The following is a 26,926-nucleotide window of genomic DNA, read 5'->3' as shown; positions in this document are numbered from 1 at the left end:
TATGCCTTTTACAGGCACAGGTATCATTTAAAACGTGATTCACTATGTATGATTTAATCGTAATTGGTTCCGGTCCGGGTGGCTATGTAGCAGCTATAAGAGCAGCCCAACTGGGACTGAAAACTGCCATAATAGAAAAATACCCGACTTTGGGCGGCACATGTCTGAATGTGGGTTGTATCCCCTCCAAGGCCTTGCTGGATTCCTCTGAGCACTACCACAATGCTGCGCACAGTTTCAAAACCCATGGGATAGACCTGAAGGATTTAAAGGTTAATTTCAAACAAATGATCAGCAGGAAGCGGGATGTCGTCAAACAAAACGTAGACGGTATCCAATACCTGATGAAAAAAAACAAGATTGATGTTCACCAGGGTCTTGGGGTTTTTAAAGATAAAAATACGGTAGTCATCCAAAAGGAGGGAGACAAAAAAGAAGAGATCAGTGGTAAAAATATCATCATTGCCACCGGATCAAAACCTGCCAACCTTCCTTTTATCAACCTGGATAAAGAAAGGATCATTACCTCTACAGAAGCACTTGAACTCAAGGAAGTGCCCAAACACCTGGTGATCATTGGAGGTGGGATCATCGGACTTGAGCTGGGGTCTGTCTATGCAAGACTGGGGGCCAAAGTATCCGTAGTGGAATTTATGGACGGTATCATACCTACCATGGATAAAACCATGGGCAAAGAGCTACAAAAATCGCTGAAAAAACTTGACATTGAATTCTACCTCAAACACAAGGTAACTGCTGTGGAAAGAAAGGGGAAAGAAGTTACCGTAACTGCTCAAAACAGTAAGGATGAAGAGGTGGCTATCAAAGGAGACTATGTGCTGGTATCCATTGGAAGACGCCCTTATACAGAAGGTTTAAATGCTGAGGCGGCAGGAGTGAAAGTCAATGATAAAGGACAAATAGAGGTAGATGAACACCTTAAAACCAGTGTGGATCATATTTATGCCATTGGAGATGTGGTTAAAGGTACCATGCTAGCCCATAAAGCTGAAGAGGAAGGTGTGTTTGTAGCCGAACAGTTAGCAGGGCAAAAACCCCACATCAATTACCTGCTTATTCCCGGAGTAGTATATACCTGGCCTGAGGTGGCTTCCGTAGGATATACCGAAGAGCAGTTAAAAGATAAAGGAAAAAAATACAAAACGGGAAAGTTCCCCTTTATGGCTTCCGGGAGAGCCAGAGCCAGTGGGGATACCGATGGCCTGGTTAAGGTTTTGGCAGATGCCGAAACAGATGAAATTCTGGGCGTTCACATGATAGGTCCCAGAACAGCAGACATGATTGCTGAGGCTGTGGTGGCCATGGAATACCGGGCTTCCGCAGAAGATATTGCCAGAATGTCCCATGCCCACCCCACCTATACAGAAGTGTTTCGGGAAGCTTGTCTGGCAGCTACAGATAATCGTGCCCTGCACGTATAATCTGGGCAAAGCGCTTTCCATCCCACAAAGGCCGCTGTACCCTCAGCGGCCTTTGTCTTTAAATGAAATCCAATAAGGATTCTAATTTCATTCCCCTGCTGCCTTTAATAAAGATTTGGTAATCTTCAAGAGCGGAATCCTTCAACCAGTTCCTGAAAGAAAGCGGATCCGGAAAATACAATGCCTTTGGTACTTTTGGCAAGGCATGTTGAACCAATTTGCCAGTAAGGCAAATTTTATCCAAATTCATCTGCTGCAATTGTTCCCCCAGCTTTTCATGGGCAGAAACAGTATGCTCCCCCAATTCCAACATATCCCCAACTATCACCATTTTGTGTTTCCTTTTGTCCAGTCTGCCAAAGGCCTTTAAAGCCTCTTCCATACTTGAGGGGTTGGCATTATAGGCATCCATAAAAATCAAATTACTGCGCTTCTCCAGGATTTGTGAACGCATATTCGAAGGAGCATAGCCCGCTGCTGCAGCTGCTGCCTCCCCTAAAGAAACTCCAAAAAACTTTCCTATACATATGGCTGCTGCAATATTGTCAAAATTATATTCCCCTATCAATTGAGAGGTATAACCAATACTGCCTTCACCGGTACTGAAGGTTACAAAGGGATCGGCACCAAGAAACTGAACAGGACAAAAATGACCTGATTCAGGAAAAAGGACGGGATCTTTAAACCTGTGTTTCATGTTGGCAAATACCGCTTGTCTGGTATTCAAAAACACCTTCCCATCGGTTTCCAAAAGAAATTGAAAAAGTTCAGTTTTGGTTTTCAAAACGCCTTCGGGACCACCCATTCCTTCCAAATGCGCCTGCCCAATATTCGTGATCAGGCCATGGGTAGGCAAGGCAATATGGCTAAGTTCGGCTATATCTCCCTGCTTATTGGCCCCCATTTCAACAATGGCGATTTCTGTATCCCTGGTAATGCCCAACAATGTCAGGGGCACTCCAATATGGTTGTTGAGATTACCCTCCGTAGCAAGAACCCTGAATTTCCGGGAAAGTACCTGCTGCATCAGCTCCTTGGTTGTTGTCTTCCCATTGGATCCGGTTAGACCAATTACTGGTAGGTTAAATTGTTTTCTGTGAAAGGTAGCCAGCTCTTGTAATGCTTTAAGCACATCTTCAACCAAAATAAAACCATCGCCGGTTACAACCGTAGGGTCATCCACAACCACCATGGAAGCCCCTAGTTCCAAAGCTTTTGCCGCGTATTGGTTCCCATCAAAATTGGGCCCTTTGAGGGCAAAAAACAAATCACCTTTTTGAATTTTGCGGGTATCCGTACATACCCTGCCTGCCGATAAAAAATGGTCATGCAGCCGATTGATCCTTTCCATGCTCAAATTCTTTTTTCAAATTAAAGAAAACCGGGATATTGACTCCCGGTAAACAAAAGTAATATATCTGTTCTCAATTTATATTCCGGTTGATTAAAAATAACTTTTTCCCTCCAAAACTAAGGTATTTCATTTTTTAGCTATTCATCACTTATTTTAAAAAACGAATTTACCCTGTCCTTACAAAACCATCAGGAGACAGACCAAGCCAAAAAAAAAAAAAAACAAATCAGTTCGCAGGATATTTAGCAATTTTAATAACCCCAAAGAGTTAACAAAATAAGAAATGGCAAGAAAACTATGGTAAACCTCACTAATGGCAAATGCTTCTTAAAATTCCTTACGTTCACAAGTTTGAATGGAACCATTTATTAAAAGAGGAGCTTTATTAAATTCAGTCCAAGCAACACAGTATTATCTCTATCTTTGCACTCAGGAGCCAAAGATATACAGTATATCCCTATGAACTGCCGCCTTAGTATTACTTTGATTTTGATCAGCCTGCTGCAAGTAAAAGCCCAGGAAAAATACCAATTTGAATCCACCATTGCCAGGGTCTTTCTTGCCGAGGAAATGGAACTTTCCATGCCCTTTGCCGGAGGAATCAATGCGGCACAGGTTCAGGAATTTGATCTCGACGGGGACGGAATAGAAGAGCTTGTAGTTTGGGACATCAATGCTGGAATGATCAGGGCCTTCAAAAAAACCGGGGGGCAATTTACCAACGTTCCGGAAGCTGCTTTTTATTTTCCAGATGATATCAATGCTTTTCTGTTACTTAAAGATTTTGACGGAGACGGTAGAGGAGACTTGTTTACCGGTTCTCCATTTGGCATCAAAGTGTATAAAAACAATACAGGTTCGGGTGAAATTTTTCCAGCCTGGGAGGTAGCTCAGGATTTTCTCCGGCTAGATAATGGTGCCAACCTGACCAGCAATATTTTAGACATTCCCTTGATCGAAGATCTGGACGGGGATGGGGACCTGGATGTGCTCACCTTTAATTTCGCCTCGGGTGATTACCTGGAATACTACCAAAACACCAGTATAGAAAGGAAAAACCAAGCTGACGTTGATGGTTTTGCCTCAGCGATAATTCGATGGGGCAATTTTGAATTTTGCGGTTGTGGAAACATCAGCTTTGGCACAACCTGCAGCGGTCAGCCCATATCCTCCATCCAAAATACTGAAGAACAATTAAGGACCAAGCATTCCGGCGGGCATACCCTCCTTTACCGGGATCTAAACAATGATGGCATCAAGGATTTGCTCATAGGCCAGGATTTGTGTGAAACTTTATATTATCTTCCTAATTCGGGTACAGATTTGGTACCGGCCTTTGACACATTTTCCACTACCCTCCCCGACTTTGGGCCATTGCCGGAATTTCCAATATTTCATGCAGCTTTTCCTTATGAAGGAAACCTGTTGATTTCCAGTCATTCATCAGAGGTAGCCAGCAATTTTGGTATTGATTTCGCCCAGAGCATGTATCTTTTGCCCCCAACCGGCGAAGGCCTCCCCCTGACCAATGCCTTTTTGCAGGAAAACATGCTGGACTTTGGGGAAAATTCCAGGCCTTTTTTTACAGGAAATGCCTTCCAGGGCAACCTTTTTGTTGCGGCAAATATAACTGGACAAAAAGAAATCAAAGGCAAGATATTTCATTTTCGGCTTGAAGGAGATCGACTTGAATTGGTGGATGAAGATTTTTTAGAGCTGGAGACATTGGGGCTCCGGGAGCTGAGCTACCAGGAATACACTTCTACCTCAGGCCAATCCTTCCACCTGCTATCGGGTGAGCAGATAACCAATAATATTCCTGAAAAAATAATTTGGCTTAGCCCTGTTTCATCAGCCACAGAAAAAATTGCTGTACATATTCCCTCCTTTAATCTCAGAGGCCTGGATCAGGTTTTTTTATTTCATGATGGAAACACAGATTATTTACTCTTGGCCAGGCAAACTGGGGAATTGGTTTTATATTCCATAGACCTGTCCGGAGAACCTGCCCTGGAATTGCTGGAGCGGGATTTTTTAGGTTTTACAGACAATCCGGTAAACAGAAATTTAACCCTTACTGCAAGCTCTGGGGAACATCCTGCTTTGATGGCTATTGACCAGCGGGGAGTAATTTTTTCAGTTAAGGACATTCTGGCTGACCCTGTCATGAGCAGGCTCTCTATCCGGACTGAGGCAGGGGATTTCGATCAAACCAGGTTTGGGAGAAATACCTGGATCAGCTTCATTCCAGGTCTTTTGGGAGAGGACCCGGATTTGATTATTGGCAACAGGGCGGGTGGACTCGAGTATTTGAGTAGCATAGCAGGTGATGAAAATGGTTCTGATGAAAAGCTCAACGCCATCGTTTTTCCCAATCCCAGCAGGGGAGAAAACCTTAAATTGATTGTTAACCAGGAGGAAGTAATCCTTGCTATCTATGGGGCAAGCGGAAAACTAATCAGGGAGGGCCTGTTGATCAAAGAACAGGGAGTTTCTGAAATCAGCCTTTTTGGATTCAGTCCCGGATTGTATATTTTGGAGTTAATCGGAAAAAACAGGCAGCGACTATACAAAAAATTATGGGTAAGTCCCTGAAAATTATTTTAAACTAAAGCGGTCTGCATCTTTCCAGGCAGGAAATTTTTCCCGGTAAGTCATCAGAGCTGCTTTATCCAGGTTAACCTGGACGATACCCTCCTTTTCACCTCCCGATGCCAGGCAGTTTCCCTTAAAATCATAAGCTGCAGAATGACCGGAATATGCCACCCCATTACCATCTACTCCCACCCTGTTTACACCGATACTGTAAGACAAGTTTTCAACGGCTCTGGCCTGAAGCAAAATATCCCAGGCCTGCACCCTCGGTGCAGGCCATGAGGCCACATAAAAAACTAAGTCATAATCCATCTCTCCTTCCTCGGATGAGCCATTTCGGGACCAAACCGGAAACCTGAGATCATAACAAACCTGAGGTCTGATTTTCCAGCCCTTATAAGTGAAGGTTTGATTTTTTTGTCCCATGGCATAGTGATGGTCTTCATCTGCCATTCTAAAGAGGTGTCGTTTGTCATAATAGGCAAGCTGCCCATCTGGTGTAGCCCAAAGCAGGCGGTTGAAGTGCTTCCCTCCCTCTTTGATCATTACACTTCCGGTAATTACCGTCTTCATTTGCGCTGCCATCCGTTGCATCCATTTGGTACTGTACAAATTCATGGGCTCGGCCTGGCTGAGGGTATTCATGGTAAATCCCGTAGTAAACATTTCGGGCAGGACCATAATATCCACCTTTCCATCCATGCCCCAAAGCTTTTCTTCAAACATGGCCAAATTTGCCGAAGTATTTTCCCAATGAAGATCAATCTGAAATAAAGCTAATGAGAGGTTTTCCAAAATAAAATTATTTTAACGTTTAAGGGCAATTTGGAGCGGATCAGGGGTATACCATCCGATAATCTGTTGGGACCTTACCTTTGCTTATATCCAGTAGCTTCCCTTTCACCATGCGCCTTTTAAGGCCTTTTAAATAATCAATGAAAAGTATCCCTTCCAAATGGTCATATTCATGCTGAATGACCCTGGCTGTCATGCCAGAAAACTCTTCTTCCCTGAGATTCCAATTTTCGTCAAAATATTCTATGGTCAACTTTTCAGGACGGGTGATTTCTGCCCTGATCTCGGGTATACTCAGACAGCCCTCCTCAAAAACATATTTGTCACCATATTCATCGAGAATAATGGGATTGATAAAAGCCTTTCTCACACCTTTCTCCTCATCCTCCTCCTCAAGCATCAAACTGCTGTCTATGACAAACAGGCGGACCCCTTTATTGATTTGAGGAGCAGCAAGTCCGACCCCATTGGCCTTACCCATGGTTTCAAACATGTCACTGATCAAGTTTTTCATGTCTTCGCCTTCCTGAATTTCTACTGCTTCTTTTTTTAATATGTTATTGCCGTATGCAACTATGGGGTATATCATTTTCTTTCTAAATAAGTTTGTAAGATAATGGCCGCACTGATTTTATCCAGGTTGCCTGCCTTTTCCTTCCTGTCCTTCTTTTTGCTTCCCATACTGATCATGGACTGCATGGCCATCTTGGAAGTAAAGCGTTCATCTACCAAGGAAATGCTTTTTTCAGGAAAAAGCAGCTTTAATTTCTTTTCCAATGCCAAAACAGGTCCGGTCATATGAGTGGTTTTACCATCGAGTGATTTTGGGTAACCAATTACTATCTCCGTAACATTCTCCTTGCTCTGGTAATTTTCAAGATAAGCTAACAAATTATTGGTGGGGATAGTTTCCAGAGGGTTGGCCAGAATTCCCAAAGGGTCTGTGACGGCCAGACCGGTTCGTTTAGTCCCTAAATCTATGGCCATGATTCTGCCCATCAGTTATTTTTTATTTGAAGGGAAATTTTTCGTTTTACCTCCTTTTCCAATTCTATTGCTTTGGGGAATAACAGGTCATTTTCAATCTTTGCGTGAATTATAAGTTCCTTTTCAAGTTGCTGAAATTCGTAAAAAAGTATCCTCATGGCCACCGGAGCCTCACCTGGTATTTTATAATCATCCGTAAGCTTTCTGATTCCTACCATTTCATCATCATGACCTTCATGTTCAGCGGCCATGTCACTAATAGGGGGCAAAGAAAAAACCTTAACAGATTGGAACAAAGGCAAAACCCCTCTATCAAAATCCTGTAACATGCTTACCCTATTGAATAGTGTATTTTCCTCTTCATGGATATGATGGATAAAATCATCGACAAAAAGGGGAAACATCAACCTAAGGTCGGTTATCAGGTCTTTGTAGGCTGCCCCTAACTCAATCCCTTCCACTATACTTGACAGAAATGGCAGCGCTTGTCTGACAAAAAATCTGTGTTTTTTCTTCAAGTAGCTCACCATAACTTCGATGGGATGCAGGTACAATTCGTCGGTAGTTGGTTCTCTTCTGTTTGCCCACTGTTCCAACTCTGTAATTACCTGAGCAGGATTAACTTTATATTGATGGCACACTTCCTCCAGGGAATACTTTTCATACCGAAAAAAACTTATTCCAAAATAATGCAGCACTTCTGCGAGCGTATAGTTTTCGCTCACGAGTTCTGCAATGGATTTTTTATGTTTGTTTTCTGAAGAAAGCATTGATACAAAAATAAAATAAAATACTTTAAAAAGGGGTACCTTTCAACACCGATTTTAAATTAAATGCGTTTGTTTAAACGAAATGCCTTTAATACATGTTTAATTGTTAATCTGATATAAATCAATTAAATTAGAAGACTGCATTTCGATGTATTTTAATATTAAACAGGAATAACGTGAGTATAGAGAAAAATACCAAAGCACAAATCAGACTTCCCTTATTTCTCGCCCTTGGAATCTCTGCGGGGATTTGGATAGGCGCTACTTTCGCCGAGCCCAAAACGGACAGAAATGACCTGAAATCCGCCATTTACAAGCTGCAAGAAATTATCACTTACATCAACAGGGATTATGTAGACAGTGTGGACACCAATGAATTGGTAGAGTTTGGAATAGAAAAAATGCTGGGGAAACTAGATCCCCATTCCAGTTATATACCTGCTGAAGATGCCGCTTTGGCAAAATCACAGTTGGAGGGTGAATTTGACGGAATCGGCATTGAATTTGGCATACTGAGAGACACCATCTACGTGGTTTCTCCTTTGACAGGTGGCCCCTCGGAAAAAGTGGGCTTGCTTCCCGGTGATCAGATTATTAAGGTAAACGGAGAAACGGTGGCCGGAACGGGTGTAACCAATAGAGACGTATTTGATCTACTAAGAGGGCCAAAAGGCAGCGAGGTTAAAATTGGCATACAAAGGAAAAATGAGGAGGAGCTCTTAGATTTCAATATTGTCAGGGACAAGATACCTCAATACAGCGTCAATGCATCTTACATGATTGATCAAGAAACGGGTTACATCAAAATAACCAGGTTTGCCGCAAATACCCATGAGGAGTTTAGGTCTGCTTTACAAGAACTCAAAGAGAAAGGCATGGATCGTTTGATCCTGGATTTGCAAGGCAACCCGGGAGGATATATGGGTGCTGCCATCAATATCGCCGATGAGATTCTGAAAGACAATGCGGTGATCGTCTCCCAGGAAGGCAAACTGAAAAGGTATAGTCAAAAAGCCAGAGCCGTGCGTCCAGGTTCATTCGAAGAAGGCTCAATAATTGTTTTGGTCAATGAAGGCAGTGCATCGGCTTCTGAGATTGTGGCAGGGGCAGTACAGGATAACGACCGGGGCTTGATTGTAGGCCGAAGATCTTTTGGCAAAGGCCTGGTACAAATGCCTATCGACCTATCCGATGGAGCGGAGTTGAGACTAACCATTGCCAGGTATTTTACTCCCTCCGGCAGGTCCATTCAAAAGCCCTACGGTGAGAGCGAGGAGGATTATGCCATGGATTATATAAACAGATTGGAACATGGTGAGTTTTTCAGTGCCGATAGCATAAACTTTAATGATAGCCTGAAATACGAAACAGTAAAGGGAAGAACAGTATATGGCGGAGGAGGCATCATGCCCGATTACTTCGTGCCTATGGATACCAGTATGACCAGTTCTTATGTCAGCAGGCTTTTTAGCTCAGAATCATGGAGAGAATTCATTTTGGACTATGTGGATGAAAACAAGAAAAAATTTGCCAACATGTCTTTTGATGAATTTTACAATGATTATGAAATTTCAGACAAAATGCTTGACGAGCTGGTTAAAACAGGCGAAAAGTACGAAGTTAAATTTAACGAAAAAGACTTTAACAAGTCCAAAACCTATCTAAAAGTACTTCTTAAAGCCCATATGGCCAGGAACCTTTACGATGACAACGCCTTTTACATGGTAATCAATGACATTAATGAAATTTACCAACAGGCACTTAAACTTCTGGAAAGTGCGGAAGCACTGGCATTTTTCGAGGAGTAGTAAGAAATTGAAATTTAAGAAAGGCCTGGAAATTATTTCCTGGCCTTTTTTTATTGATTAAATTTCCCAAAACAATCGAATGTAACGACAATACCCATGAACCAAAAAATCACACTTACTTCATTAATCACCTTACTAGTATTAATTTCCATGAATGGATTCAGCCAAACCAAAATCAATCATTTCGCCGTTTATGCCAAGGACTTAAAAGAAAGCAGTCAATTCTATGAAAATATCGTTGGATTAAAAACCATTGAGGAGCCTTTCAAAGATGGGTTGCATGCCTGGTATGACATAGGCCTCGGACTTTCCATGCATCTCATAGAAAGGGAAAAGCCCTGGCAAGAGCCGCTTATTGACAAAACAAACCACCTTTGCTTCAGTGTAGCCGATCTGGATGCATTTATTGAAAAATTAGCTGCCAATAACATCCCCTTTGAAGATGCCGTGGACAACAAGGGGAAAATCAATATTCGACCAGATGGCGTAAAACAAATTTATATTCAGGATCCAAATGGATATTGGATAGAAATCAATGATGAGTATTAATTTCTGCGTGAAAAAATAAAGGTGGCCATATGGCCACCTTTTGTGCTGGTTATTCATAAATATTGCTAGGCCATTTGTCATTGGCAATATTGATATCCGGAAGGATTTTTTCCGGATCAATTTCAACTGCTGTTAAATCTTTTTCTGAACGGTGTTGGTAATTCCAGCGGTCGCCCCTTTGCCAGATTTCAACGGGAAGCATCATCGTCTCAATGCTGCCATCATCGTAAGTCAATTCCAGTTTCACAGGCATGGGAACTCCCCCTTTATTGGATAGTATAATGACCTGATCATTGCCATAAGGCACCACATTTTCTATAGCCAAATCAATGTTATCGGTGCCATAAAACCAGGATTTCCAAAACCAGGACAGGTTTTCCCCTCCCACATTTTCCATGATATTGAAAAAATCATTGGGCTGTGGGTGTTTATAGGCCCAGCCATTGATGTAAGCTTTAAATGCATTGTCAAAACGTTCTTCCCCGAGAATATACTCCCTGAGCATCAGCAAACCCATTGCGGGCTTCATGTAGGCAATCATACCGAGATTGGAGGTATTGGCCACATCCGGATAGGTGTCTATTCCTTCTCTGTCAGGATTGGTCAGCCAGCTGACATACCTGCGTGTCTGATCCAAATTGGATCCGTATTCACCATCATTAAATGCTTCTGAACTGTAATGGTTGATAAAGGTATTGAACCCTTCATCCATCCAGGCATATCGCCTTTCGTTTGTACCTACAATCATAGGAAACCAATTGTGACCAAATTCATGGTCGGTGACTCCCCACAGGGAACTTCCCTTGCTATTAAAGCTACAAAAATTCACTCCCGGATACTCCATCCCGTTGATATCTGCGGCGACATTGACGGCAACAGGATATGGATATTCATACCACATATTGGAATAGTGTTCGATAGAAGCCTTGCTATACTCGGTAGACCTTCCCCAGGCCTCATTCCCATCGCTTTCCTTGGGGTAAACAGACTGTGCCATGGCTGTTTTTCCTCCTGGCAATCGGATCATGGCGGCATCCCAGATAAAGGCTTTGGAAGAAGCAAAGGCCACATCTCTGGCATTTTCGATTTTAAAGTGCCAGGTGATATTGCCATCCTGTTTTGGTCTGGTCAGTTCTGGTTGCAGCACCTCTCCGGGCTTTACCAAATATACAGTGCTGTCACTATTTGCCGCCATTTCCATTCTTTCCTGCAGACTGTTATTGAGCACTTCCTTAGGATTTTGAAGCGCACCAGAACCTACTACAATATGATCATAAGGAACCGTAACTTTATAATCAAAATCTCCATATTCCAAATAAAACTCCCCTGCTCCAAGATAAGGTTCAATATTCCAGCCTACCACATCATCGAAAACTGCTACCCTGGGATACCATTGAGCAAGGGCATAGATGGTGCCATCCTCAACATCAAGCCGCCCCATTCTGTCCATGCCTTTTTCAGGGATTTTAAACTCAAAATTCATACTGACTTTTGCTACTCCACCATTGGCCGCCAGGGGTTCATCAAAAAACACCTGCATTCTGGTGTCATTGATCAGGTATCGGGTAGATGTCTTGCTACCCCTTTTGTCCAGCCTGGCTGAAACCTGAGCAATGGAATAGCCCCCATCCCTATCTCCTGAATACCTGTTGCCCTGTATAGGAGTGGTAAGCGTTCCTCTTGAGTCGGACTTAAACCTATTCTGCTCCAGGTGTAGCCAGATGAAGGGCAAACTTTGGGGACTATTATTGGTATAGGTAATTTCTATTTGCCCCAAAAGCGTATGCTCATCTTCATCCAGGGTCACCTCAATCTGATAATCGGCCTCGTTTTGCCAATATTCCGGACCTGGCAAACCGGATGCAGTCCGATAGGCATTGCCCTGTCTGTAGGTAAAATCATTGAAATCTTTTTGATTGTTTTCTGTTTCCTGCGCTGAAAGCCAATTCGTTGAAAATAGCAGCAACAATACCAACCATTTTCCTGTGAGTATATATTTCATATCTTTCCTTTTTGCTAAAATAATAGATTTATTAAGGAAAAAAGAAATCCATGAAGAAGAATCATGCTTCCTACATAGCCCCTCACCCCATCCATTTTGTCCATGAAAAAGTTCGCTGGCCATTTAAATTTGGCTTTTATTCCAATGAATGTTTATTTTTTTCATTATTTACTAAAAACACCATTGGTTTATAAATTTGTAATTTTGGTTTTTTGGAGGGTAATTTGAATGACCTAACCAAATTATTATGATAAAATATTACTTAATTCCATCTCTTTTTTTGGCATTATCTTCCCTGGTTTTCGCTCAGGATGACAGCACCTCTATTACCCTGAATCAGGTGATCATCAAAGAAAACCGAATGGAAATCCCCTTTTCGAAAAGTTCAAGAAACATCAATATCATCCACAGAAAAGCACTGGAAACCACCCCCGCAAGAAGCCTTCAGGAAATTCTCTCCTTTACTCCCGGAGTGGATGTCCGCCAACGGGGTATAGGGGGAGTACAGGCAGATATTGGTATAAGAGGAGGATCATTCGAACAAACCCTCATGTTGGTCAATGGCATTAAGCTTTCCGACCCCCAAACCGGGCACCACATGGTAAATATCCCGGTTCCTCTTTCAGGAATCCAAAGAGTGGACATTCTGAAAGGGCCTGCTTCAAGGATCTATGGGCAGAATGCTTATGCCGGAGCTATCAACATCATCACAGAATTACCCGAAACCTTCCAACTTCAGTCCGGATTATATGGTGGTGATTTTGGTATGAGAGGAGCTTCTTTTCAATTGAGTTTGCCCGTAGGGAAATACCGGCAAAGCCTGGCTGTGTCCCATGACGCCAGTGACGGGCATTGGTACAATTCTGATTATAAGGTCAGTAATTTTTTTTATGAAGGAGGACGCTCACTAAACCAATTCCAGGAGATTAAAACCATGTTGGCATACGCAGACAGGGATTTTGGAGCGAATGGCTTCTACACCAGCGCTTTTCCTGACCAATGGGAAAGCATACAGACTACACTGGCCTCCCTAAGCCATACCTTCGAAAAAGGGAACAGTTATATCTTGTCACGCGCCTATTGGAGAAGAAACCAGGATGAATTCAGACTGGTAAGAAATGACCCTGCTGTTTTTCAAAACATCCATCAGACCGATGTTTTTGCTTTAGAAATAAATGCCAGACAAGAAACCGGGATAGGAACCTTGGGAATGGGAATTGAGGGCCGCAAAGAAAGCATTGACAGCAACAATCTGGGATTGAGAAACAGGAACTTGATGGGGGCATTTCTCGAACACCGACTTGAATTTTCAGAAAAAGGGGATGTCAGGGCCGGCATCTATTCCAACTATTACTCGGAGTATGGATGGAAACATTTTCCCGGAGCAGAGCTTGGGTATCAAATCAATTCCTGGATGCGGACCTATGCAAATTTTGGTGTAAGTTTTCGAATCCCCACCTACACTGACCTCTATTATGTGGGACCAACCAATATCGGAAATGATGCCCTTGAACCTGAAAAGGCCCGAAATTATGAAGGGGGTGTCAAAATATCCAAAAAAGGGTTTAACGCAGAATTGGTATATTTCAACAGACATACCAATAACCTGATAGAGTGGACAAGGCCGGATGAAGACACAGCATGGCAGCCTCAAAATTTTAACGAGGTAGTTTTTCAAGGAATAGAAGCGGGATTTCAATACCAATTTGAAGGTTCTCAGCATAGGATAAGGGTAGATGAAATCACCATGAGCTACAATTATATTGCAGCAGACCTTATCGAGAAGGAAGGACAAGAAACACAATATTCATTAAATGCCTTAAAACATCAACTCATTGCGGGCATTCGCGCTGAATTCCGGCAGAACATAGAACTGACCGCCAAAAGCAGGTACATAGAACGGATGAAATTGGCACCTTATTTTTTACTGGACATCAGAATGGATGTCAACAGGCTAAAAAAAGTTGGCTTCTTTGCCGAAATATCAAATTTGAGCAATACCGATTATATCGAGGCAGGGACAGTGCAAATGCCCGGAAGATGGGCTAGAGGAGGGGTCAATTTTACACTGAAATAAATGCATTTTGATCCCAAATAAAGAAAAATATTTGCTTAAAATCCAAATATACAGTCATTACAAAAAAAGCTTCCCATAGAGACTAAATGTGGGAGTTGAGGGATTCGAACCCCCGACCCTTCCGATGTAAATCGGAATGCTCTGAACCGTTAATTTTGGGATGAGATCAGGTCGATAATTTTTTTTCTGCTTTTCCAGCCTTTGACCTCCCTTTCCCTGTCAAAAGCTTGCTGTTTTGAAGGGAAAGCTTCAGAATAAACGATCATCCAATCATTCTGGTGACCTGTGAATCCCTTTTTATGATTTGCATTGTGCCTTCGAACTCTCTGGTCCAGGTGATCACAGGTAGCCCCGATATAGAACCTGTTTTTTGTTTCGGAGAACAATATGTAAAAATGACAAGGCATAAACAAAAAAGACCTCACTACGAGGTCTAAATGTGGGAGTTGAGGGATTCGAACCCCCGACCCTCTGCTTGTAAGGCAGATGCTCTGAACCAACTGAGCTAAACTCCCATTTCTTTTTTTTAATGCTCAATCAACGACCCTTCCGATGTAAATCGGAATGCTCTGAACCAACTGAGCTAAACTCCCATGCTTCATTTCCAGAAACCTTCTGGTGTTAATCCCAAAAAACAACCTGACATGGAATCCAGCTTAATTCCATAAAGTGGGAGTTGAGGGATTCGAACCCCCGACCCTCTGCTTGTAAGGCAGATGCTCTGAACCAACTGAGCTAAACTCCCATTTCTTTTTTTTAATGCTCAATCAACGACCCTTCCGATGTAAATCGGAATGCTCTGAACCAACTGAGCTAAACTCCCATGCGCTCAAACCCCGGTAGAAAATGCACTCTATTATTAGTGCTGGTCAAAAATTCCCCAGAATCGGAATGCAAATGTAGGGTTAAATTTCATTGTTGCAAAAATTGATTAAATTTTTTTTATATTCAGTCAGATATCAATGTCTTAATTTGATAGGAAATATATTAATCTCAATGAATATCATTGAATAAAAAAGGCTGTCCCTGATTAAGGAACAACCTTTAATAATGAATTTGCCTCAGGCATCAATTATAAATCCAGATCATAATAAGATCTTTGTCCATTGGGATAAACACCCAATATGGTAACCTCTTCGCCCCGGTAATTATTTAAAGCTTCGATTACATCCTCACCATTCAGGATTTTGGTCCTTCCAATTTTGGTAATGATAAAACCTTCTTGTACACCAGATTCTTTCCAGGCCTCATTTTCAATAACAGAAATAGAAGCTCCACCTTCTAACTCAAGTCTTTCCTTGATCGAGGCATTTAAATCCTCAAAAATGACACCGTCAAACTCGGTTGTCTTAGGAATCTCCTTGATGACAACTTTGGTATCTCCGGAAACATTCTTCAATGTGGCCGTAGTCGTCATCTCTTTGCCATCCCTTAAAAACTTTACCTCCACCTTATCTCCAGGTCTTTTTCTTGCCACTCTTTCCTGAAGGGCTGAGGTAGAATAAGTATCAAAGCCATCTACGCCAATGATAATATCTCCTTTTTGCAAACCGGCTTCTTCTCCACCACTGCCTTCATTTACTTCTCTTATGTATACTCCCCGACTTGCATTAACTTCTTCACCAATCATTTCCTCTATATCCGCATTAACATCCATGATGACAACGCCTAGCAGTCCTCTTTGTACTGCTCCAAATTCCAGCAAATCATCCATAACCTTCTTGACAATGGAACTGGGAACAGCAAATGAATAACCACTAAATCCCCCGGTTCTTGAGGCAATAGCAGTGTTGATACCGATAATTTCCCCGTTTAGGTTAACCAAGGGTCCTCCGGAATTGCCTGGATTTACCGCTGCATCAGTTTGGATAAAGGATTCTACCTGAAGATTACTTTCATCCCTGAGAATGCCTATATTTCTTGACTTTGCACTAATTATACCTGCGGTAACCGTAGAAGTTAACTCATAAGGGTTGCCTACAGCAAGTACCCATTCCCCGATTTTCGCCTGATCCGAGTTTCCAAAAGGGATGAAATTTAAATTATTTGCATCTATTTTGAGTAAAGCCAAATCTGTTGTCGGATCTGTGCCAATAACCCTGGCCGTAAACCTCCTGTTATCCTGAAGGGTGACATCTACTTTGGATGCATTTTCAATCACGTGATTGTTGGTTACGATATATCCATCTTCAGAAATAATCGCACCGGAACCAGAACTCCTACCTTGTCTTGGGGGTGCTTCGCCTCTGGGAGAGCGAAAACCAAAGAACTCTTCCAGGGGATCTACGCCCCCTTCCCGGTTACCCATTGTCACCGTACTTCTTACATTGACAACTGCGGGTGTCACCTGCTCCGCTGAAGCCACAAAATTGATTCCTTCAGGAATCACAAAGCGATCATCGTTGAGCCAGTTAACAAAACTGGTATTCTGCTTCTCATCAAAATTCGAAGATGAATCCTGGTTGTTCTGCATTAAATTTACCCCTAATACAGCAACCATACCACCGATTAATGATGCAAGCACCATTCCAAGGAAAAACTGTTTTCTATTCATTGTATACCTTTCTTATTTAACTACTTGAATTACACGTTAAACTTCCCTTTATGTTGCTTCCAAAATGATGCCACCTACCAACAAAGTATTGATTTTAACAGCATTTAACAATAAAAATCAATCTATTTGGGATTTGCCTTTGGTAAAACATGCTAACCTTATTGAATTAACCAATGAAAGCTATATAAAGTTTGTCAATGTATAAAAATATCCACCAAACAAGCAGGAATAATTCGTGCATAGAATAAATTTTAAACTAAATTTTATATAAATTAATAAGCAATTCTTCGGTTATTTGTACATTAATCCAATGAAATCAATACTATTCAATCAGGGGAAAACCCGACTGTCAGTCTTTTTATCACTCCCCTTCCCGAAAGGACTATTTATTTGCATCATCTTTTTTGCTTCCCTGTCAATCGGTTGGGCGCAAGGATTAAATCTGAATTTTGATGGGACAACCCAAAACAAAAATGACACTGTCAAAATGGCTGATAGTTCAGCTATAGAACCACTAAGCATTGAACGAAAAGTCCAACAAACCCAATCCTTTTTAAATCAGCTTCAGATCATACAATCAAAATTATCCCGTGCCCGAGACACCCTTTACCTGCATGAAGAAATACTGGTCATGGAGTTGGTTCTGAACAGGATCAAAGACCAATCTCTAATCGAAAGAGGTACCGTAAATCTAAGGTTCCTCAATGAGTTGGAAAACTTAATAATAGGGTATCAACAACAAATCAATACCTGGCAAAAAGAAATAGATGATAATGTCAATGCATTTATGGAGTCTGGTAAAGAATTGTCCATTATCAACGAAGCTTCATTTTCAACTGGCGAAGAGGAAGACACTTTGGCCCTTCAGGGATACCTGAATCAAAAAAAGGTACTTAAAGAAAAATTTGCCTATGTGGACAGCATTTATACCCTTAAAAGAAATAAGGGGCTGGACATGCAGAGCCGGTTGGGCGGTATTCAGATTCAGCTTGTTGACCTTCTGGAGTCAGTCAGGATCCGGCAAAGGGATTTCAGAAGAGATCTTTTAAAAAGAGATAGCCCTAATTTATGGGAAACACATGCCTCTGAATTGGAAAAGCCTTTGGTGTCGGTAATTAAGGAAACTTTAATTCTCAATAGGGTCATTGTCAAGCATTACCTCGAATCAAAATATGGCTGGTTGCTTTTCATTTTGTTGCTTTTTCTATTATTGTTTTTTGGCATTCGAAACATGATCCAGAAAATCAGCCAAACCAAGGATTTTTCAAACCTGATACTTGATCGAAGTAAATACCTCAGGTATTCCCCTTTTCTAAGTACGGCACTGATTCTTTTTACCATAAGCCCATTCTTAATCTCCGTCCCCCCCTATTTTTTGATATTTTGCTGTCTATCGGGAAGCATCCTGGCCACTACCTTTTTGATTCGTATCGTTCTGGATAGAGGGGACATGTTTCTTTGGATTGTCATGGTTATGGCATTTTTGGTGTTTGGGGCAAGTAATCTCATCACACAACTTGCCCATCAGGAAAAATGGTACCTGCTTTCATTCTCTTTAGTCGGTATTTTGGTGGGGCTGAAAGTTTTGCTCCGTATCAAGAAAAAACCGGGTAAATTCCCGGTAAATTTACCCTATCTGATCTATTTTTTCCTGGTGACGCAAACTGTCTCCATTGGCTTTCATATGATCGGAAGGTTTAGTCTTGGTAAAATCCTTGGAGTAGCTTCTACTTTAAGCACCATGCAGGGAATTTCCCTTTATGTTTTTGTACTGGTCCTTATGGAGGCCATCTACCTGCTTTCAGAATTAAGCAAGGACAACCAGAAAGATTATGCCAATTACCTCAATTACCAGGCTATTTACAGCCGCATGAAAAAGATTTTCTCCTTCCTGGCATTGCTAATGTGGCTTTATTTATTGCTTGTGAATCTTTCATTGAATCAAACCATTGGTAATCAGGTATTGATTTTTTTGAAAACTAGCCGGACTTTTGGCAATACCACATTTACCTACAGCAGTATTTTGACCTTCTTCTCACTGATTTGGGTTTCCTTTGTACTCGCTAAAAACATTGCTTATTTCGCTTCTATCCGGGATAGTCAAAACCTTGGACCAAGGGAGAAGCGACTGGGATCATCCATTCTATTGATCAGGCTTTTTATCCTGACCCTTGGCTTTTTCCTTGCAGTAACGGCTTCCGGTCTTCCCCTTGACAAGCTGGCAATCGTTTTGGGAGCCCTGAGTGTTGGGATCGGGTTTGGTTTACAAACCATCGTCAATAACCTGGTTTCCGGTATTATCCTCGCATTTGAACGTCCAATACAAATCGGTGATGCCATAGAAGTAGGTGGGCGTACGGGCGTGGTGAAAGAAGTTGGTATTCGCTCCAGTACGCTCCAGGCCTATGATGGATCTGAAGTGGTTATTCCCAATGGAGACTTGTTGTCCCAACACCTGGTTAACTGGACCTTATCGGACAAAAAAAGAAGAGTGGAAATTCTGGTAGGTGTGGCCTATGGTTCTGAGATTGAAAAGGTCCATGATATCATTAAAAAAGTCTTGTCCCAAGATGGCATCCTTTCTTTTCCCTCTCCCAATATTTTACTTCATAATTTCGGGGACAGCTCACTTGAATTCCGCATCCTTTTTTGGGTTGCTAATTTTGATGAATGGATTCAGGTAAAGGACAAAGTCCTAAGAGAGATCTATGCCGCTTTTGCAGCGCAAAAAATCGAAATCCCCTTTCCTCAAAGGGATTTGCATATTAAAAGCGGGCATCTAGATCCGAACAATAAACCCAAAAAACCTTGATAGTTTTTAAGATCAGTGGGAAGCGATCATTAGAAACTACCGAACCATAAGAAAAAACAATGCCCTCCTATGATTCGGTATACTAAATTATCCTTTCCAGTCTTCTGCCTTTTGCCTGGAAACACCCAGCCCATCAATTCCCAGCTCGACTACATCCCCGGCTTTGAGATAAGTTGGCGGCTTTAGCCCCATTCCTACACCGGCGGGTGTGCCGGTACTGATAATGTCTCCCGGAAGCAAACTCATGTACTGACTGATGTAGCTTACCAGCTGAGGTACGTTGAACACCAGGTCTGAGGTATTGCTGTCCTGCATGATTTTCCCATTTACCTTTAACCAAAGCCTTAAATCATGCGGATTCTTTATTTCATCCCTGCTCACCAGATAAGGCCCTACCGGAGCAAAAGTATCACAACTCTTACCTTTTACCCATTGCCCACCGTGATTCAATTGAAAATCCCTTTCACTGACATCATTGTGTAAAACATACCCGAATACATGGTCCATGGCTTCGGATTCGGAAACATAACTGGCCTTCTTACCAATGACAATGCCCAATTCTACCTCCCAGTCAGTAGCTTTGGAATTTTTTGGGATGACAATGGGATCAAAAGGACCCGTCAGCGCAGAGGTTGCTTTCATGAATAAAACCGGTTGCTTGGGTACTTCCATTCCGCTTTCTTTGGCGTGAAGGGAATAATTCAAGCCCACGCACATGATTTTGGATGGGAAAGGAACCGGTGAACCCAGTCTTTCGCCATCGGTTATCTCCGGGCATTGGTCTTCATGGACATTCAGCCATTCCTCCAATTCCTTTAAACTGTCGCCCTTTCCTAAAAAATCAGCGGTCCAATCGAAGCCGGACGCGGAGCAATCCAACTTCTTTCCCTTGGCTGTCACTATTCCAGGCCTTTCCTGACCAGCTTTTCCAAATCTTATCAATTTCATTGGTTTTCCTTTTTGTTTATTGTTTACATTTTTAATTTACAAAATCCTCCGTCTACCAGGTAGTCTGCTCCTGTGAGGAAAGCAGCCTCATCGGAAGCCAAAAAATAAGCCATATTGGCCACCTCTTCCGGACTTCCCATCCTGCCCACCGGCTGAGTAGCTGCCAATTGATCAAATACTTCCCTTTCTTTTCCCGGATAGGTTTTTGAAAGGTAGTCATCTACAAATGGTGTATGAATCCTTGCCGGAGAAATGGCATTGCACCTGATATTGTCTTTTACATAATCCCTGGCAATGGTAAGGGTCATATTAAGGACGGCTCCCTTCGACATGGAATAGGCAAAACGGTCGGGTATCCCCATGGTTGCAGCTACAGATGCCATATTGATGATAACTCCCCCGCCTTGTGATTTCATCCTGCCGATCACAGCCCTGGAGCAATTGTATACTCCCTTAACATTTACCGCAAACAAGCGGTCCATGTCTGCCTCCTCTGTTGTCTCCAGATTACCAATATGTGCAACACCGGCATTGTTCACCAATACATCCAGGTTTCCTTCAATGCTATCCATGACTTCTTTAACCTGCTCCTGATCCGATACATCGGTCAGCCTAAAATCCACCTTTAAACCTTCGTTGGTCAAATCATCTGCTACCTTTTGTCCGTTTTCACGATTAAAATCCAGCAAGTAAACCCTTGACCCTGCTGCGGCAAACTTTTTGACTATAGCCAATCCAATCCCGCTGGCCCCTCCGGTTACCAAAATATTCTTTTCATTCATGTGTCTATTATTTCCTTTGGTTTATTGCTAACCTATTTAACTGTTGGTTGATAAAAAATCACTCTCCCAGCATGGGAAAAAGCTTCTTCAGCTCCTCATCAGAGGGCTGCGAACCATATTCACAAACCTCAAAAGCTTCTGCATATTGTACCTCCTTTGCCCTTTCGGCCCCATACCACTTTGCAAGACTTAGTCTTACAGCGGGAGAAATGCTGCCAAATCGCTTTCCTTTCAACCATTCCTTACGTGCTTCTTTTCCTTCCGGTACTTCATCGGCATAGCCACCAATCCAGGGCAACCACTCATAAAATTGGGATTCGTGCGCATCCATTCCGTCAATTTTTTTATCAATCACCGAACTGATATCAATGGCTACATGTGGTTCGAAAGGGTTGGGCTTTTGAAAATGATCCTGAAAATACAGGAAAACCGGATTCTTGTCCAAAGCGGGGGTATCAGGTGCAATATTGGGAACACCCACCATATAGGCTGCATCCTGAACCAGCACTCCGGTATAGCGGTGATCCGGATGGTAATCATTGGGACGGGGCGCAATCACCACATCAGCATCCCATTCCCTGATTTTCCGAATGATCTGCAACCTGATTTCAAGCGTGGGCAACAATTCCCCATCATGGTTGTCCAGGACATCGTATTCTACACCGAGCCTTCTCGCCACCTCCTGGGTTTCTGCTATTCGGCGCTTGGCCAACATCCCACCACCCTCTTCCATGTGTCCGGCATCTCCATTGGTCACTGAAACAAATTTGACCTGATGCCCCATGGCCACAAAAAGGGAAGCTGTCCCTCCTCCTTTGATATCGCAATCATCAGGATGAGCTCCAATCATGATGATCCTCAATGGGCCTTCCTGCGCCATAGTAAAGGAAATGGAAAATACACAAAATATTAATCCGAGGAATTTTGATTTCATAGCTTTATTATTGGTTGGTAAAAGATAAAGGTTGAAGTTAGTCATTTCGACCTATTTTGCCAATCCCAAAATTCAAATTATCCCTGAATTCTCCGCTTTGCCCGAAACTTATTCCTTATCTTTGCATCCTGAATTTTGAAACGAAAATATAGCCCATTAGATATATGCTTCAGGTTAATGAGATAAGAGAACGTTTTGACCATGCCTGCGAAGGATTAAAAAAAAGAAACCTGAAAAATCCGGAAAGCCTGCTCCATCAGGTTTTGGAATTGGACGATCAAAGAAAACAAATCCAGCTGGAAAGGGATGGACTACAAGCTGAATCCAATGCCCTGGCCAGGCAGATTGGTCAACTCATGAAGGCAGGGGAAAAAGAAGCAGCTGAAAAAACCAAAGAGCGGACAGCGGCCATCAAAAGCCAGGTGAAAATTTTGGAGGAGGATTATATTACTACTGAAAAAAGTCTGACCCAATTGCTTTATACCATCCCCAATGTCCCTCATCATACGGTACCGGCAGGAAAAACCGCCGAAGACAATGAGGAGATCCTTCAAAATGGGGAACTTCCTGATCTTGAGCCAGACTATAAATTGCCTCATTGGGATTTGATCAAAAAATATGACATCGTTGATTTCGAATTAGGAGTAAAAATAACCGGGGCGGGTTTTCCTGTTTATAAGGGAAAAGGTGCCAAACTGCAGCGGGCCCTGATCAATTTTTTTCTGGATGAGGCGGAAAAGGCAGGTTACGACGAGGTCCAACCCCCTGTACTGATCAACGAAGAAAGCGGTTATGCCACAGGCCAACTCCCCGACAAGGAAGGCCAAATGTACCTGGCGACTGAGGACGGGCTTTACCTTATCCCTACTGCTGAAGTACCCATCACCAATATGTACCGCAATGACATGCTTTCAGAAGCTGATCTTCCCAAAAAAAATGTTGGCTACACCCCTTGCTTCAGAAGGGAAGCAGGTAATTGGGGAGCACATGTCAGGGGTTTAAATCGGTTGCACCAGTTTGACAAAGTAGAAATTGTCCAAATCACCCATCCCGACCATTCTTACCAAACTTTGGAAGCCATGAGTCTGCATGTGCAGGGTTTGTTACAAAAACTGGAATTGCCCTATCGGGTACTTAGATTGTGTGGTGGAGACATGGGCTTTACAGCTGCGCTAACCTATGATATGGAGGTGTTTTCTGCAGCCCAGGAAAGGTGGCTGGAGGTCAGCTCTGTAAGTAATTTTGAAACTTACCAGTCCAATCGGTTGAAACTCCGGTTTAAAAATGAAAATAAAAAAACCGTTTTGGCCCATACCCTAAACGGTAGTGCACTGGCATTACCCAGGATTGTGGCTGCACTACTGGAAAATAATCAAAGTAAAAAAGGTATAAAAATGCCGGAGGTATTAATACCTTACCTGGGTTTTGAATGGATTTCCTGATTTATTTGGACCACTTCCCGAATAGCGGATTTATATTCCCAATCTTTCTTTCCAATCCTGAACTTCCCGGAAGGCCAGATCAATTTGTTTTTGCTGACCGCTGTTAAGGGGCTGGTCTGCCCTTCGGCTGCTTAGTTCCATGTTCAGCCCGGATTTATTCAGGTAATACCGGGATGATAATTGATAATTGACCGTGATTTTGGATTCCATCTCCCGTAATTTTTCCTGGAGCCAGTCTACTTCTGCCTTTTTCTCCGGGTTGTCGGCATGTTGGCAAACCCATGCAATTATCTCTGGATAATAATTACCTGCAATAGGAGATAATCCTGCTCCTCCGGCGCGCAGTGAGGCAACAGCACTCCCAATATGGGCATTATAAATACCGAGATCAGATCCCTTTGATCGGAGAATCTTTTTACGAATGCGTTCGATGTCTTCTGTGGTGTCTTTGTGGTAAACCAATCGCCCGGTATCCAAAAGGAAATCCAGTACCTCCAATGACAATATCCTTTTGTATGGACTTGGACATTCATAGGTACCCAGGGCAATGGACTTGGTTTGGTCCAAATAGGCCTCCAGGCGGCGTATCATTATTTCATCTGTTTCTGTAGATTCTGCAAAATGGGAAGTAATTAAAATGACTGCATCAACTCCTGTATCAACTAATTTTTTGGAAAATTCTGCCATTTCAAAGGTATTCTCACCGAAGGACCCGGTAGCAACCACCGGATAGCGGCCATTTACCTGGTTCACTACTGTTTTTGTTACTTTTAACCGTTCCTCAGGGCTCAGGTCATACATTTCACTACTCAGGCAATTGGCGAAAAATCCTCTTGCACCGGCTGCCAGGTAATGATCCGTTAGGGCTTTCAGCCCATTATAGTCCACTGATTTGTTTTTTTTGTAGGGCGTTAACATGACAGGCACAAAGGATTTTTCCTTCATAGATTCCTTATTGAAGTTTTGGGCATGCAGTCCAAAATCCGGTGCTAGGCCGGCTGCCACCCCTATAACCATTTTCTTCATGAAGTTTCGTCTTTTCTTTAATTCGTTGGTCTTCTTATTTTCCATAGCATTTAACAATTTTGGCATGTGGATTTATTTTCTCCAATTTTCCATTACGGCAATAAAGGAAAAAACCTATATTATAGGTACCCGTCATTCGGTAAAAAAGACTAATCTCCGGTAAACAAGGAATTAAATTAATACTGTATTTGCAGACAAAAATCACCTCTATGCCTATATTTGCCTCCCAATGTGGAAAGAAATTGTCATACTGGTAAAAAAAGAAGCCCTTTTGGAGTGGCGGCAAAAGTATGCCATCAACGGCATACTTCTGTACGTTATCAGTGCGGTCTTTACGGCTTACCTGAGTATGGGGGCTGGTTCCGGATCCCTGCAGGTTCCGGTTTGGAATGCCCTGTATTGGATCATCATTTTATTTTCTTCGGTAAATGCCGTAGCCAAAAGCTTTGTCCAGGAGCACCAGGCAAGGCAATTGTATTATTATATGATCGCCTCCCCGGAAGCCATCATATTATCCAAGACCATTTACAATACCCTGCTAACCCTGATACTGGCCTTATTGGGATATGTGGTTTTTGGTGTGGTATTTGGAAATCCCGTAGCCGATAAACCGCTTTTCATGCTGAACCTGCTGCTGGGCGCCATGGGCTTTTCGGCTTCCCTGACCATGGTTTCTGCCATTGCCTCAAAAGCAGGAAACAACGGTACATTGATGGCAATTTTGAGTTTCCCGGTATTGATCCCTATCTTATTAATGGCCATTCAGGTTTCAAAAAACGCCATTGATGGATTAGACAGGGAGATTAATTTGGAAAAAATCCTCACTTTACTGGCGATCAATGCCCTTGTAACCGCCAGTGCCTATATTCTTTTCCCTTACCTTTGGAGAAGCTGATCTGAGATTTGCAAACAATTAAAACTTACTTTCTACCTGATTTTTACCGGTGAGCAAATAAACTGGATAAAAGTATATTAATCCCTTTTTAAAACTTAATTTTGTACCCGGATATAAGGAGTCAATTGCTTGTCTCACCCATTTACATTTTCCCTATTTGCCAATCAGAACTGGGGATTTACAGATGTAATAGCAGGCAGGATAACTGGCCCAGGCAATTAAACGCTTAAATATGAAAGCTTATTGGTGGAAAGTTTTGGCCATTGCCTTATTGGCATATACCATCATCGCAGGTTTGTTGATTGACGTGCCCAGGTTACCCATTTTGAATGAGACCATCAGGGCATTGTTTTTTCATGTTACCATGTGGTTTGGCATGATATTGATGCTTGTGGTCGCCGTTTATTACGGCATCAAACACCTGAAGACAGGAGACCTGGCCCATGATGACATGGCGGTGGAATTTACCAATGCTGCCATTCTTTTCGGAGTGGTGGGGATAACCACAGGCATGGTTTGGGCAAAATTCACCTGGGGGGATTATTGGACCAATGATCCAAAGTTAAACGCATCCGCCATTGGACTTTTGATGTATTTTGCCTATCTGGTATTGAGAAACTCCCTTACGGATGTGTATCAGCGAGCAAAAATCAGTGCCGTGTACAGTATTTTTGCCTTTGCCGCCTTTATTCCCCTGATATTTATATTACCCAGACTTACGGATAGTCTACATCCGGGAAACGGGGGCAATCCGGGATTTAACGCTTATGATATGGATAGCAATTTGAGAAAAGTTTTTTATCCTGCAATCATAGGCTGGACCCTGCTCGGAGCATGGATAAGTACCATAAGGGTAAGGATCAGACGCCTGGAAAGAAAAATGGAAGATAAATTGATCAATCAATAATATGAAAAAATGTATCGTCATCCTGCTTTTGATTGTAAGCTTTTCGGTAAAAGCTCAGGACAAAATTGGTATAACAGAAGAGGATTACCAGAATTCAAGTGTCCAAATGGCCGACGGCATGAGGTCGGAAGGAAAAATCTATGTGTTAGTTGCCATAATTGGAATTGTTTTGGGTGGTATTTTGGTTTATGTGATACAGACCGACAGAAAGATCAGCGGGCTGGAAGAAAAATTTAAAAATTAGACC

22 protein-coding genes and 2 tRNA genes are annotated in these 26,926 nt (G+C 42.4%); 10 read left to right on the top strand and 14 right to left on the bottom strand.

All coding sequences use genetic code 11. The features are described 5' to 3' along the window. Positions 1-44: 44 nt before the first annotated feature. Positions 45-1,442 carry a dihydrolipoyl dehydrogenase gene (gene lpdA, locus HUJ21_RS11495; RefSeq protein WP_291369876.1) on the top strand — a complete coding sequence of 466 codons (1,398 nt, stop codon included), beginning with the start codon at positions 45-47 and terminating at the stop codon, positions 1,440-1,442. Positions 1,443-1,500: 58 nt separating this feature from the next. Here lpdA and murF read toward each other — a convergent pair whose 3' ends face one another. Further along, entirely contained in the window at positions 1,501-2,793 is a 1,293-nt protein-coding gene (gene murF / locus HUJ21_RS11490; protein WP_291369874.1) for a UDP-N-acetylmuramoyl-tripeptide--D-alanyl-D-alanine ligase, read from the bottom strand. A 462-nt stretch (positions 2,794-3,255) separates the two neighbouring features. Here murF and HUJ21_RS11485 point away from each other — a divergent pair, with 462 nt between their 5' ends. Further along, positions 3,256-5,391 (top strand): T9SS type A sorting domain-containing protein, encoded by a 2,136-nt coding sequence (locus HUJ21_RS11485; protein WP_291369872.1) that lies wholly within the window; start codon positions 3,256-3,258, stop codon positions 5,389-5,391. A gap of 3 nt (positions 5,392-5,394) precedes the next feature. On the opposite strand, the gene HUJ21_RS11480 is transcribed toward HUJ21_RS11485, so the two are convergent. Genes HUJ21_RS11480 through HUJ21_RS11465 form a run of 4 tightly spaced genes read right to left on the bottom strand, consistent with a single transcriptional unit; the run spans position 5,395 to position 7,943 of the window. After that, the gene (locus tag HUJ21_RS11480; RefSeq protein WP_291369870.1) at positions 5,395-6,186 is read right to left on the bottom strand and encodes an amidohydrolase; all 792 of its coding nucleotides are present in this window, start codon (positions 6,184-6,186) and stop codon (positions 5,395-5,397) included. 40 nt (positions 6,187-6,226) lie between these two features. Continuing rightward, positions 6,227-6,775: a peptide deformylase gene (gene def, locus HUJ21_RS11475; RefSeq protein WP_291369868.1), complete on the bottom strand. Its 549-nt coding sequence runs from the start codon at positions 6,773-6,775 to the stop codon at positions 6,227-6,229. After that, complete coding sequence (ruvX, locus tag HUJ21_RS11470) at positions 6,772-7,185, bottom strand: Holliday junction resolvase RuvX (RefSeq protein WP_291369866.1); 414 nt, start codon at positions 7,183-7,185, stop codon at positions 6,772-6,774. Before ruvX ends, def begins: the two co-directional genes overlap by 4 nt. After that, complete coding sequence (locus HUJ21_RS11465; RefSeq protein WP_291369864.1) at positions 7,185-7,943, bottom strand: hemerythrin domain-containing protein; 759 nt, start codon at positions 7,941-7,943, stop codon at positions 7,185-7,187. Before HUJ21_RS11465 ends, ruvX begins: the two co-directional genes overlap by 1 nt. Positions 7,944-8,119: 176 nt before the next feature. On the opposite strand from HUJ21_RS11465, the gene HUJ21_RS11460 reads away from it, so the two are divergent. Together HUJ21_RS11460 and HUJ21_RS11455 are read left to right on the top strand one after the other, a co-directional pair. Beyond that, positions 8,120-9,751 (top strand): S41 family peptidase, encoded by a 1,632-nt coding sequence (locus HUJ21_RS11460; RefSeq protein ID WP_291369862.1) that lies wholly within the window; start codon positions 8,120-8,122, stop codon positions 9,749-9,751. A gap of 96 nt (positions 9,752-9,847) precedes the next feature. Further along, complete coding sequence (locus HUJ21_RS11455; protein ID WP_291369860.1) at positions 9,848-10,300, top strand: VOC family protein; 453 nt, start codon at positions 9,848-9,850, stop codon at positions 10,298-10,300. Positions 10,301-10,349: 49 nt separating this feature from the next. On the opposite strand, the gene HUJ21_RS11450 is transcribed toward HUJ21_RS11455, so the two are convergent. Further along, positions 10,350-12,302, bottom strand: a complete 1,953-nt coding sequence (locus HUJ21_RS11450; protein ID WP_291369858.1) for a M1 family metallopeptidase — start codon at positions 12,300-12,302, stop codon at positions 10,350-10,352. A gap of 247 nt (positions 12,303-12,549) precedes the next feature. On the opposite strand from HUJ21_RS11450, the gene HUJ21_RS11445 reads away from it, so the two are divergent. After that, complete coding sequence (locus HUJ21_RS11445; RefSeq protein ID WP_291369856.1) at positions 12,550-14,379, top strand: TonB-dependent receptor; 1,830 nt, start codon at positions 12,550-12,552, stop codon at positions 14,377-14,379. A gap of 149 nt (positions 14,380-14,528) precedes the next feature. On the opposite strand, the gene HUJ21_RS11440 is transcribed toward HUJ21_RS11445, so the two are convergent. The 4 genes from HUJ21_RS11440 to HUJ21_RS11425 form a co-directional block, all read right to left on the bottom strand. Next, positions 14,529-14,786 carry a GIY-YIG nuclease family protein gene (locus HUJ21_RS11440; protein WP_291369854.1) on the bottom strand — a complete coding sequence of 86 codons (258 nt, stop codon included), beginning with the start codon at positions 14,784-14,786 and terminating at the stop codon, positions 14,529-14,531. Positions 14,787-14,819: 33 nt separating this feature from the next. Then, a tRNA-Val gene (locus tag HUJ21_RS11435) sits at positions 14,820-14,894 on the bottom strand. A gap of 155 nt (positions 14,895-15,049) precedes the next feature. Continuing rightward, a tRNA-Val gene (locus tag HUJ21_RS11430) sits at positions 15,050-15,124 on the bottom strand. 327 nt (positions 15,125-15,451) lie between these two features. Continuing rightward, entirely contained in the window at positions 15,452-16,933 is a 1,482-nt protein-coding gene (locus HUJ21_RS11425) for a Do family serine endopeptidase (RefSeq protein WP_291369852.1), read from the bottom strand. A 310-nt stretch (positions 16,934-17,243) separates the two neighbouring features. On the opposite strand from HUJ21_RS11425, the gene HUJ21_RS11420 reads away from it, so the two are divergent. Then, positions 17,244-19,745 carry a mechanosensitive ion channel domain-containing protein gene (locus tag HUJ21_RS11420; protein ID WP_291369850.1) on the top strand — a complete coding sequence of 834 codons (2,502 nt, stop codon included), beginning with the start codon at positions 17,244-17,246 and terminating at the stop codon, positions 19,743-19,745. Positions 19,746-19,832: 87 nt separating this feature from the next. Here the strand turns inward: HUJ21_RS11420 and HUJ21_RS11415 are convergent, their stop codons facing one another. Genes HUJ21_RS11415 through HUJ21_RS11405 form a run of 3 tightly spaced genes read right to left on the bottom strand, consistent with a single transcriptional unit; the run spans position 19,833 to position 22,409 of the window. Next, positions 19,833-20,693: a fumarylacetoacetate hydrolase family protein gene (locus HUJ21_RS11415; protein WP_291369848.1), complete on the bottom strand. Its 861-nt coding sequence runs from the start codon at positions 20,691-20,693 to the stop codon at positions 19,833-19,835. Positions 20,694-20,716: 23 nt separating this feature from the next. Further along, positions 20,717-21,475, bottom strand: coding sequence for an SDR family oxidoreductase (locus HUJ21_RS11410; protein WP_291369846.1), 759 nt, complete (start codon positions 21,473-21,475; stop codon positions 20,717-20,719). Positions 21,476-21,533: 58 nt separating this feature from the next. Beyond that, positions 21,534-22,409, bottom strand: coding sequence for a PIG-L family deacetylase (locus HUJ21_RS11405; RefSeq protein ID WP_291369844.1), 876 nt, complete (start codon positions 22,407-22,409; stop codon positions 21,534-21,536). Between the two features lie 164 nt (positions 22,410-22,573). Between HUJ21_RS11405 and serS the strand changes: the two genes are divergently transcribed. Continuing rightward, on the top strand, positions 22,574-23,851 hold the full coding sequence (gene serS / locus HUJ21_RS11400) for a serine--tRNA ligase (protein ID WP_291369843.1): 1,278 nt from the start codon (positions 22,574-22,576) through the stop codon (positions 23,849-23,851). Between the two features lie 30 nt (positions 23,852-23,881). Here serS and HUJ21_RS11395 read toward each other — a convergent pair whose 3' ends face one another. After that, positions 23,882-24,922, bottom strand: coding sequence for a dihydrodipicolinate synthase family protein (locus HUJ21_RS11395; protein ID WP_291369842.1), 1,041 nt, complete (start codon positions 24,920-24,922; stop codon positions 23,882-23,884). Between the two features lie 184 nt (positions 24,923-25,106). Between HUJ21_RS11395 and HUJ21_RS11390 the strand changes: the two genes are divergently transcribed. The 3 genes from HUJ21_RS11390 (at position 25,107) to HUJ21_RS11380 (ending at position 26,923) form a co-directional block, all read left to right on the top strand. Next, positions 25,107-25,772 carry a heme exporter protein CcmB gene (locus tag HUJ21_RS11390; RefSeq protein WP_291369841.1) on the top strand — a complete coding sequence of 222 codons (666 nt, stop codon included), beginning with the start codon at positions 25,107-25,109 and terminating at the stop codon, positions 25,770-25,772. Positions 25,773-26,004: 232 nt separating this feature from the next. Further along, the gene (gene ccsA / locus HUJ21_RS11385; RefSeq protein WP_291369840.1) at positions 26,005-26,679 is read left to right on the top strand and encodes a cytochrome c biogenesis protein CcsA; all 675 of its coding nucleotides are present in this window, start codon (positions 26,005-26,007) and stop codon (positions 26,677-26,679) included. A gap of 1 nt (position 26,680) precedes the next feature. Beyond that, positions 26,681-26,923, top strand: a complete 243-nt coding sequence (locus tag HUJ21_RS11380; RefSeq protein WP_166148667.1) for a CcmD family protein — start codon at positions 26,681-26,683, stop codon at positions 26,921-26,923. Positions 26,924-26,926 lie beyond the last annotated feature (3 nt).

The sequence above is a fragment of the Cyclobacterium sp. genome, assembly GCF_014762705.1.
In the GTDB taxonomy this organism is placed as follows: domain Bacteria; phylum Bacteroidota; class Bacteroidia; order Cytophagales; family Cyclobacteriaceae; genus Cyclobacterium.
Note: the sequence above shows the minus strand (reverse complement) of the source record. Positions and strands in the feature narration are given on the sequence as shown.

Excerpts from the sequence above, each read along its gene's own strand:
- HUJ21_RS11405 (WP_291369844.1), bottom strand. The coding sequence starts at position 22,409 with ATGAAATCAAAATTCCTCGGATTAATATTTTGTGTATTTTCCATTTCC.
- HUJ21_RS11485 (WP_291369872.1), top strand. The coding sequence starts at position 3,256 with ATGAACTGCCGCCTTAGTATTACTTTGATTTTGATCAGCCTGCTGCAA.
- HUJ21_RS11415 (WP_291369848.1), bottom strand. The coding sequence starts at position 20,693 with ATGAAATTGATAAGATTTGGAAAAGCTGGTCAGGAAAGGCCTGGAATA.
- HUJ21_RS11395 (WP_291369842.1), bottom strand. The coding sequence starts at position 24,922 with ATGGAAAATAAGAAGACCAACGAATTAAAGAAAAGACGAAACTTCATG.
- HUJ21_RS11410 (WP_291369846.1), bottom strand. The coding sequence starts at position 21,475 with ATGAATGAAAAGAATATTTTGGTAACCGGAGGGGCCAGCGGGATTGGA.
- HUJ21_RS11440 (WP_291369854.1), bottom strand. The coding sequence starts at position 14,786 with ATGCCTTGTCATTTTTACATATTGTTCTCCGAAACAAAAAACAGGTTC.
- lpdA (WP_291369876.1), top strand. The coding sequence starts at position 45 with ATGTATGATTTAATCGTAATTGGTTCCGGTCCGGGTGGCTATGTAGCA.
- ruvX (WP_291369866.1), bottom strand. The coding sequence starts at position 7,185 with ATGGGCAGAATCATGGCCATAGATTTAGGGACTAAACGAACCGGTCTG.
- HUJ21_RS11390 (WP_291369841.1), top strand. The coding sequence starts at position 25,107 with ATGTGGAAAGAAATTGTCATACTGGTAAAAAAAGAAGCCCTTTTGGAG.
- ccsA (WP_291369840.1), top strand. The coding sequence starts at position 26,005 with ATGAAAGCTTATTGGTGGAAAGTTTTGGCCATTGCCTTATTGGCATAT.
- def (WP_291369868.1), bottom strand. The coding sequence starts at position 6,775 with ATGATATACCCCATAGTTGCATACGGCAATAACATATTAAAAAAAGAA.
- serS (WP_291369843.1), top strand. The coding sequence starts at position 22,574 with ATGCTTCAGGTTAATGAGATAAGAGAACGTTTTGACCATGCCTGCGAA.
- HUJ21_RS11455 (WP_291369860.1), top strand. The coding sequence starts at position 9,848 with ATGAACCAAAAAATCACACTTACTTCATTAATCACCTTACTAGTATTA.
- HUJ21_RS11380 (WP_166148667.1), top strand. The coding sequence starts at position 26,681 with ATGAAAAAATGTATCGTCATCCTGCTTTTGATTGTAAGCTTTTCGGTA.
- HUJ21_RS11420 (WP_291369850.1), top strand. The coding sequence starts at position 17,244 with ATGAAATCAATACTATTCAATCAGGGGAAAACCCGACTGTCAGTCTTT.
- murF (WP_291369874.1), bottom strand. The coding sequence starts at position 2,793 with ATGGAAAGGATCAATCGGCTGCATGACCATTTTTTATCGGCAGGCAGG.
- HUJ21_RS11425 (WP_291369852.1), bottom strand. The coding sequence starts at position 16,933 with ATGAATAGAAAACAGTTTTTCCTTGGAATGGTGCTTGCATCATTAATC.
- HUJ21_RS11450 (WP_291369858.1), bottom strand. The coding sequence starts at position 12,302 with ATGAAATATATACTCACAGGAAAATGGTTGGTATTGTTGCTGCTATTT.
- HUJ21_RS11465 (WP_291369864.1), bottom strand. The coding sequence starts at position 7,943 with ATGCTTTCTTCAGAAAACAAACATAAAAAATCCATTGCAGAACTCGTG.
- HUJ21_RS11445 (WP_291369856.1), top strand. The coding sequence starts at position 12,550 with ATGATAAAATATTACTTAATTCCATCTCTTTTTTTGGCATTATCTTCC.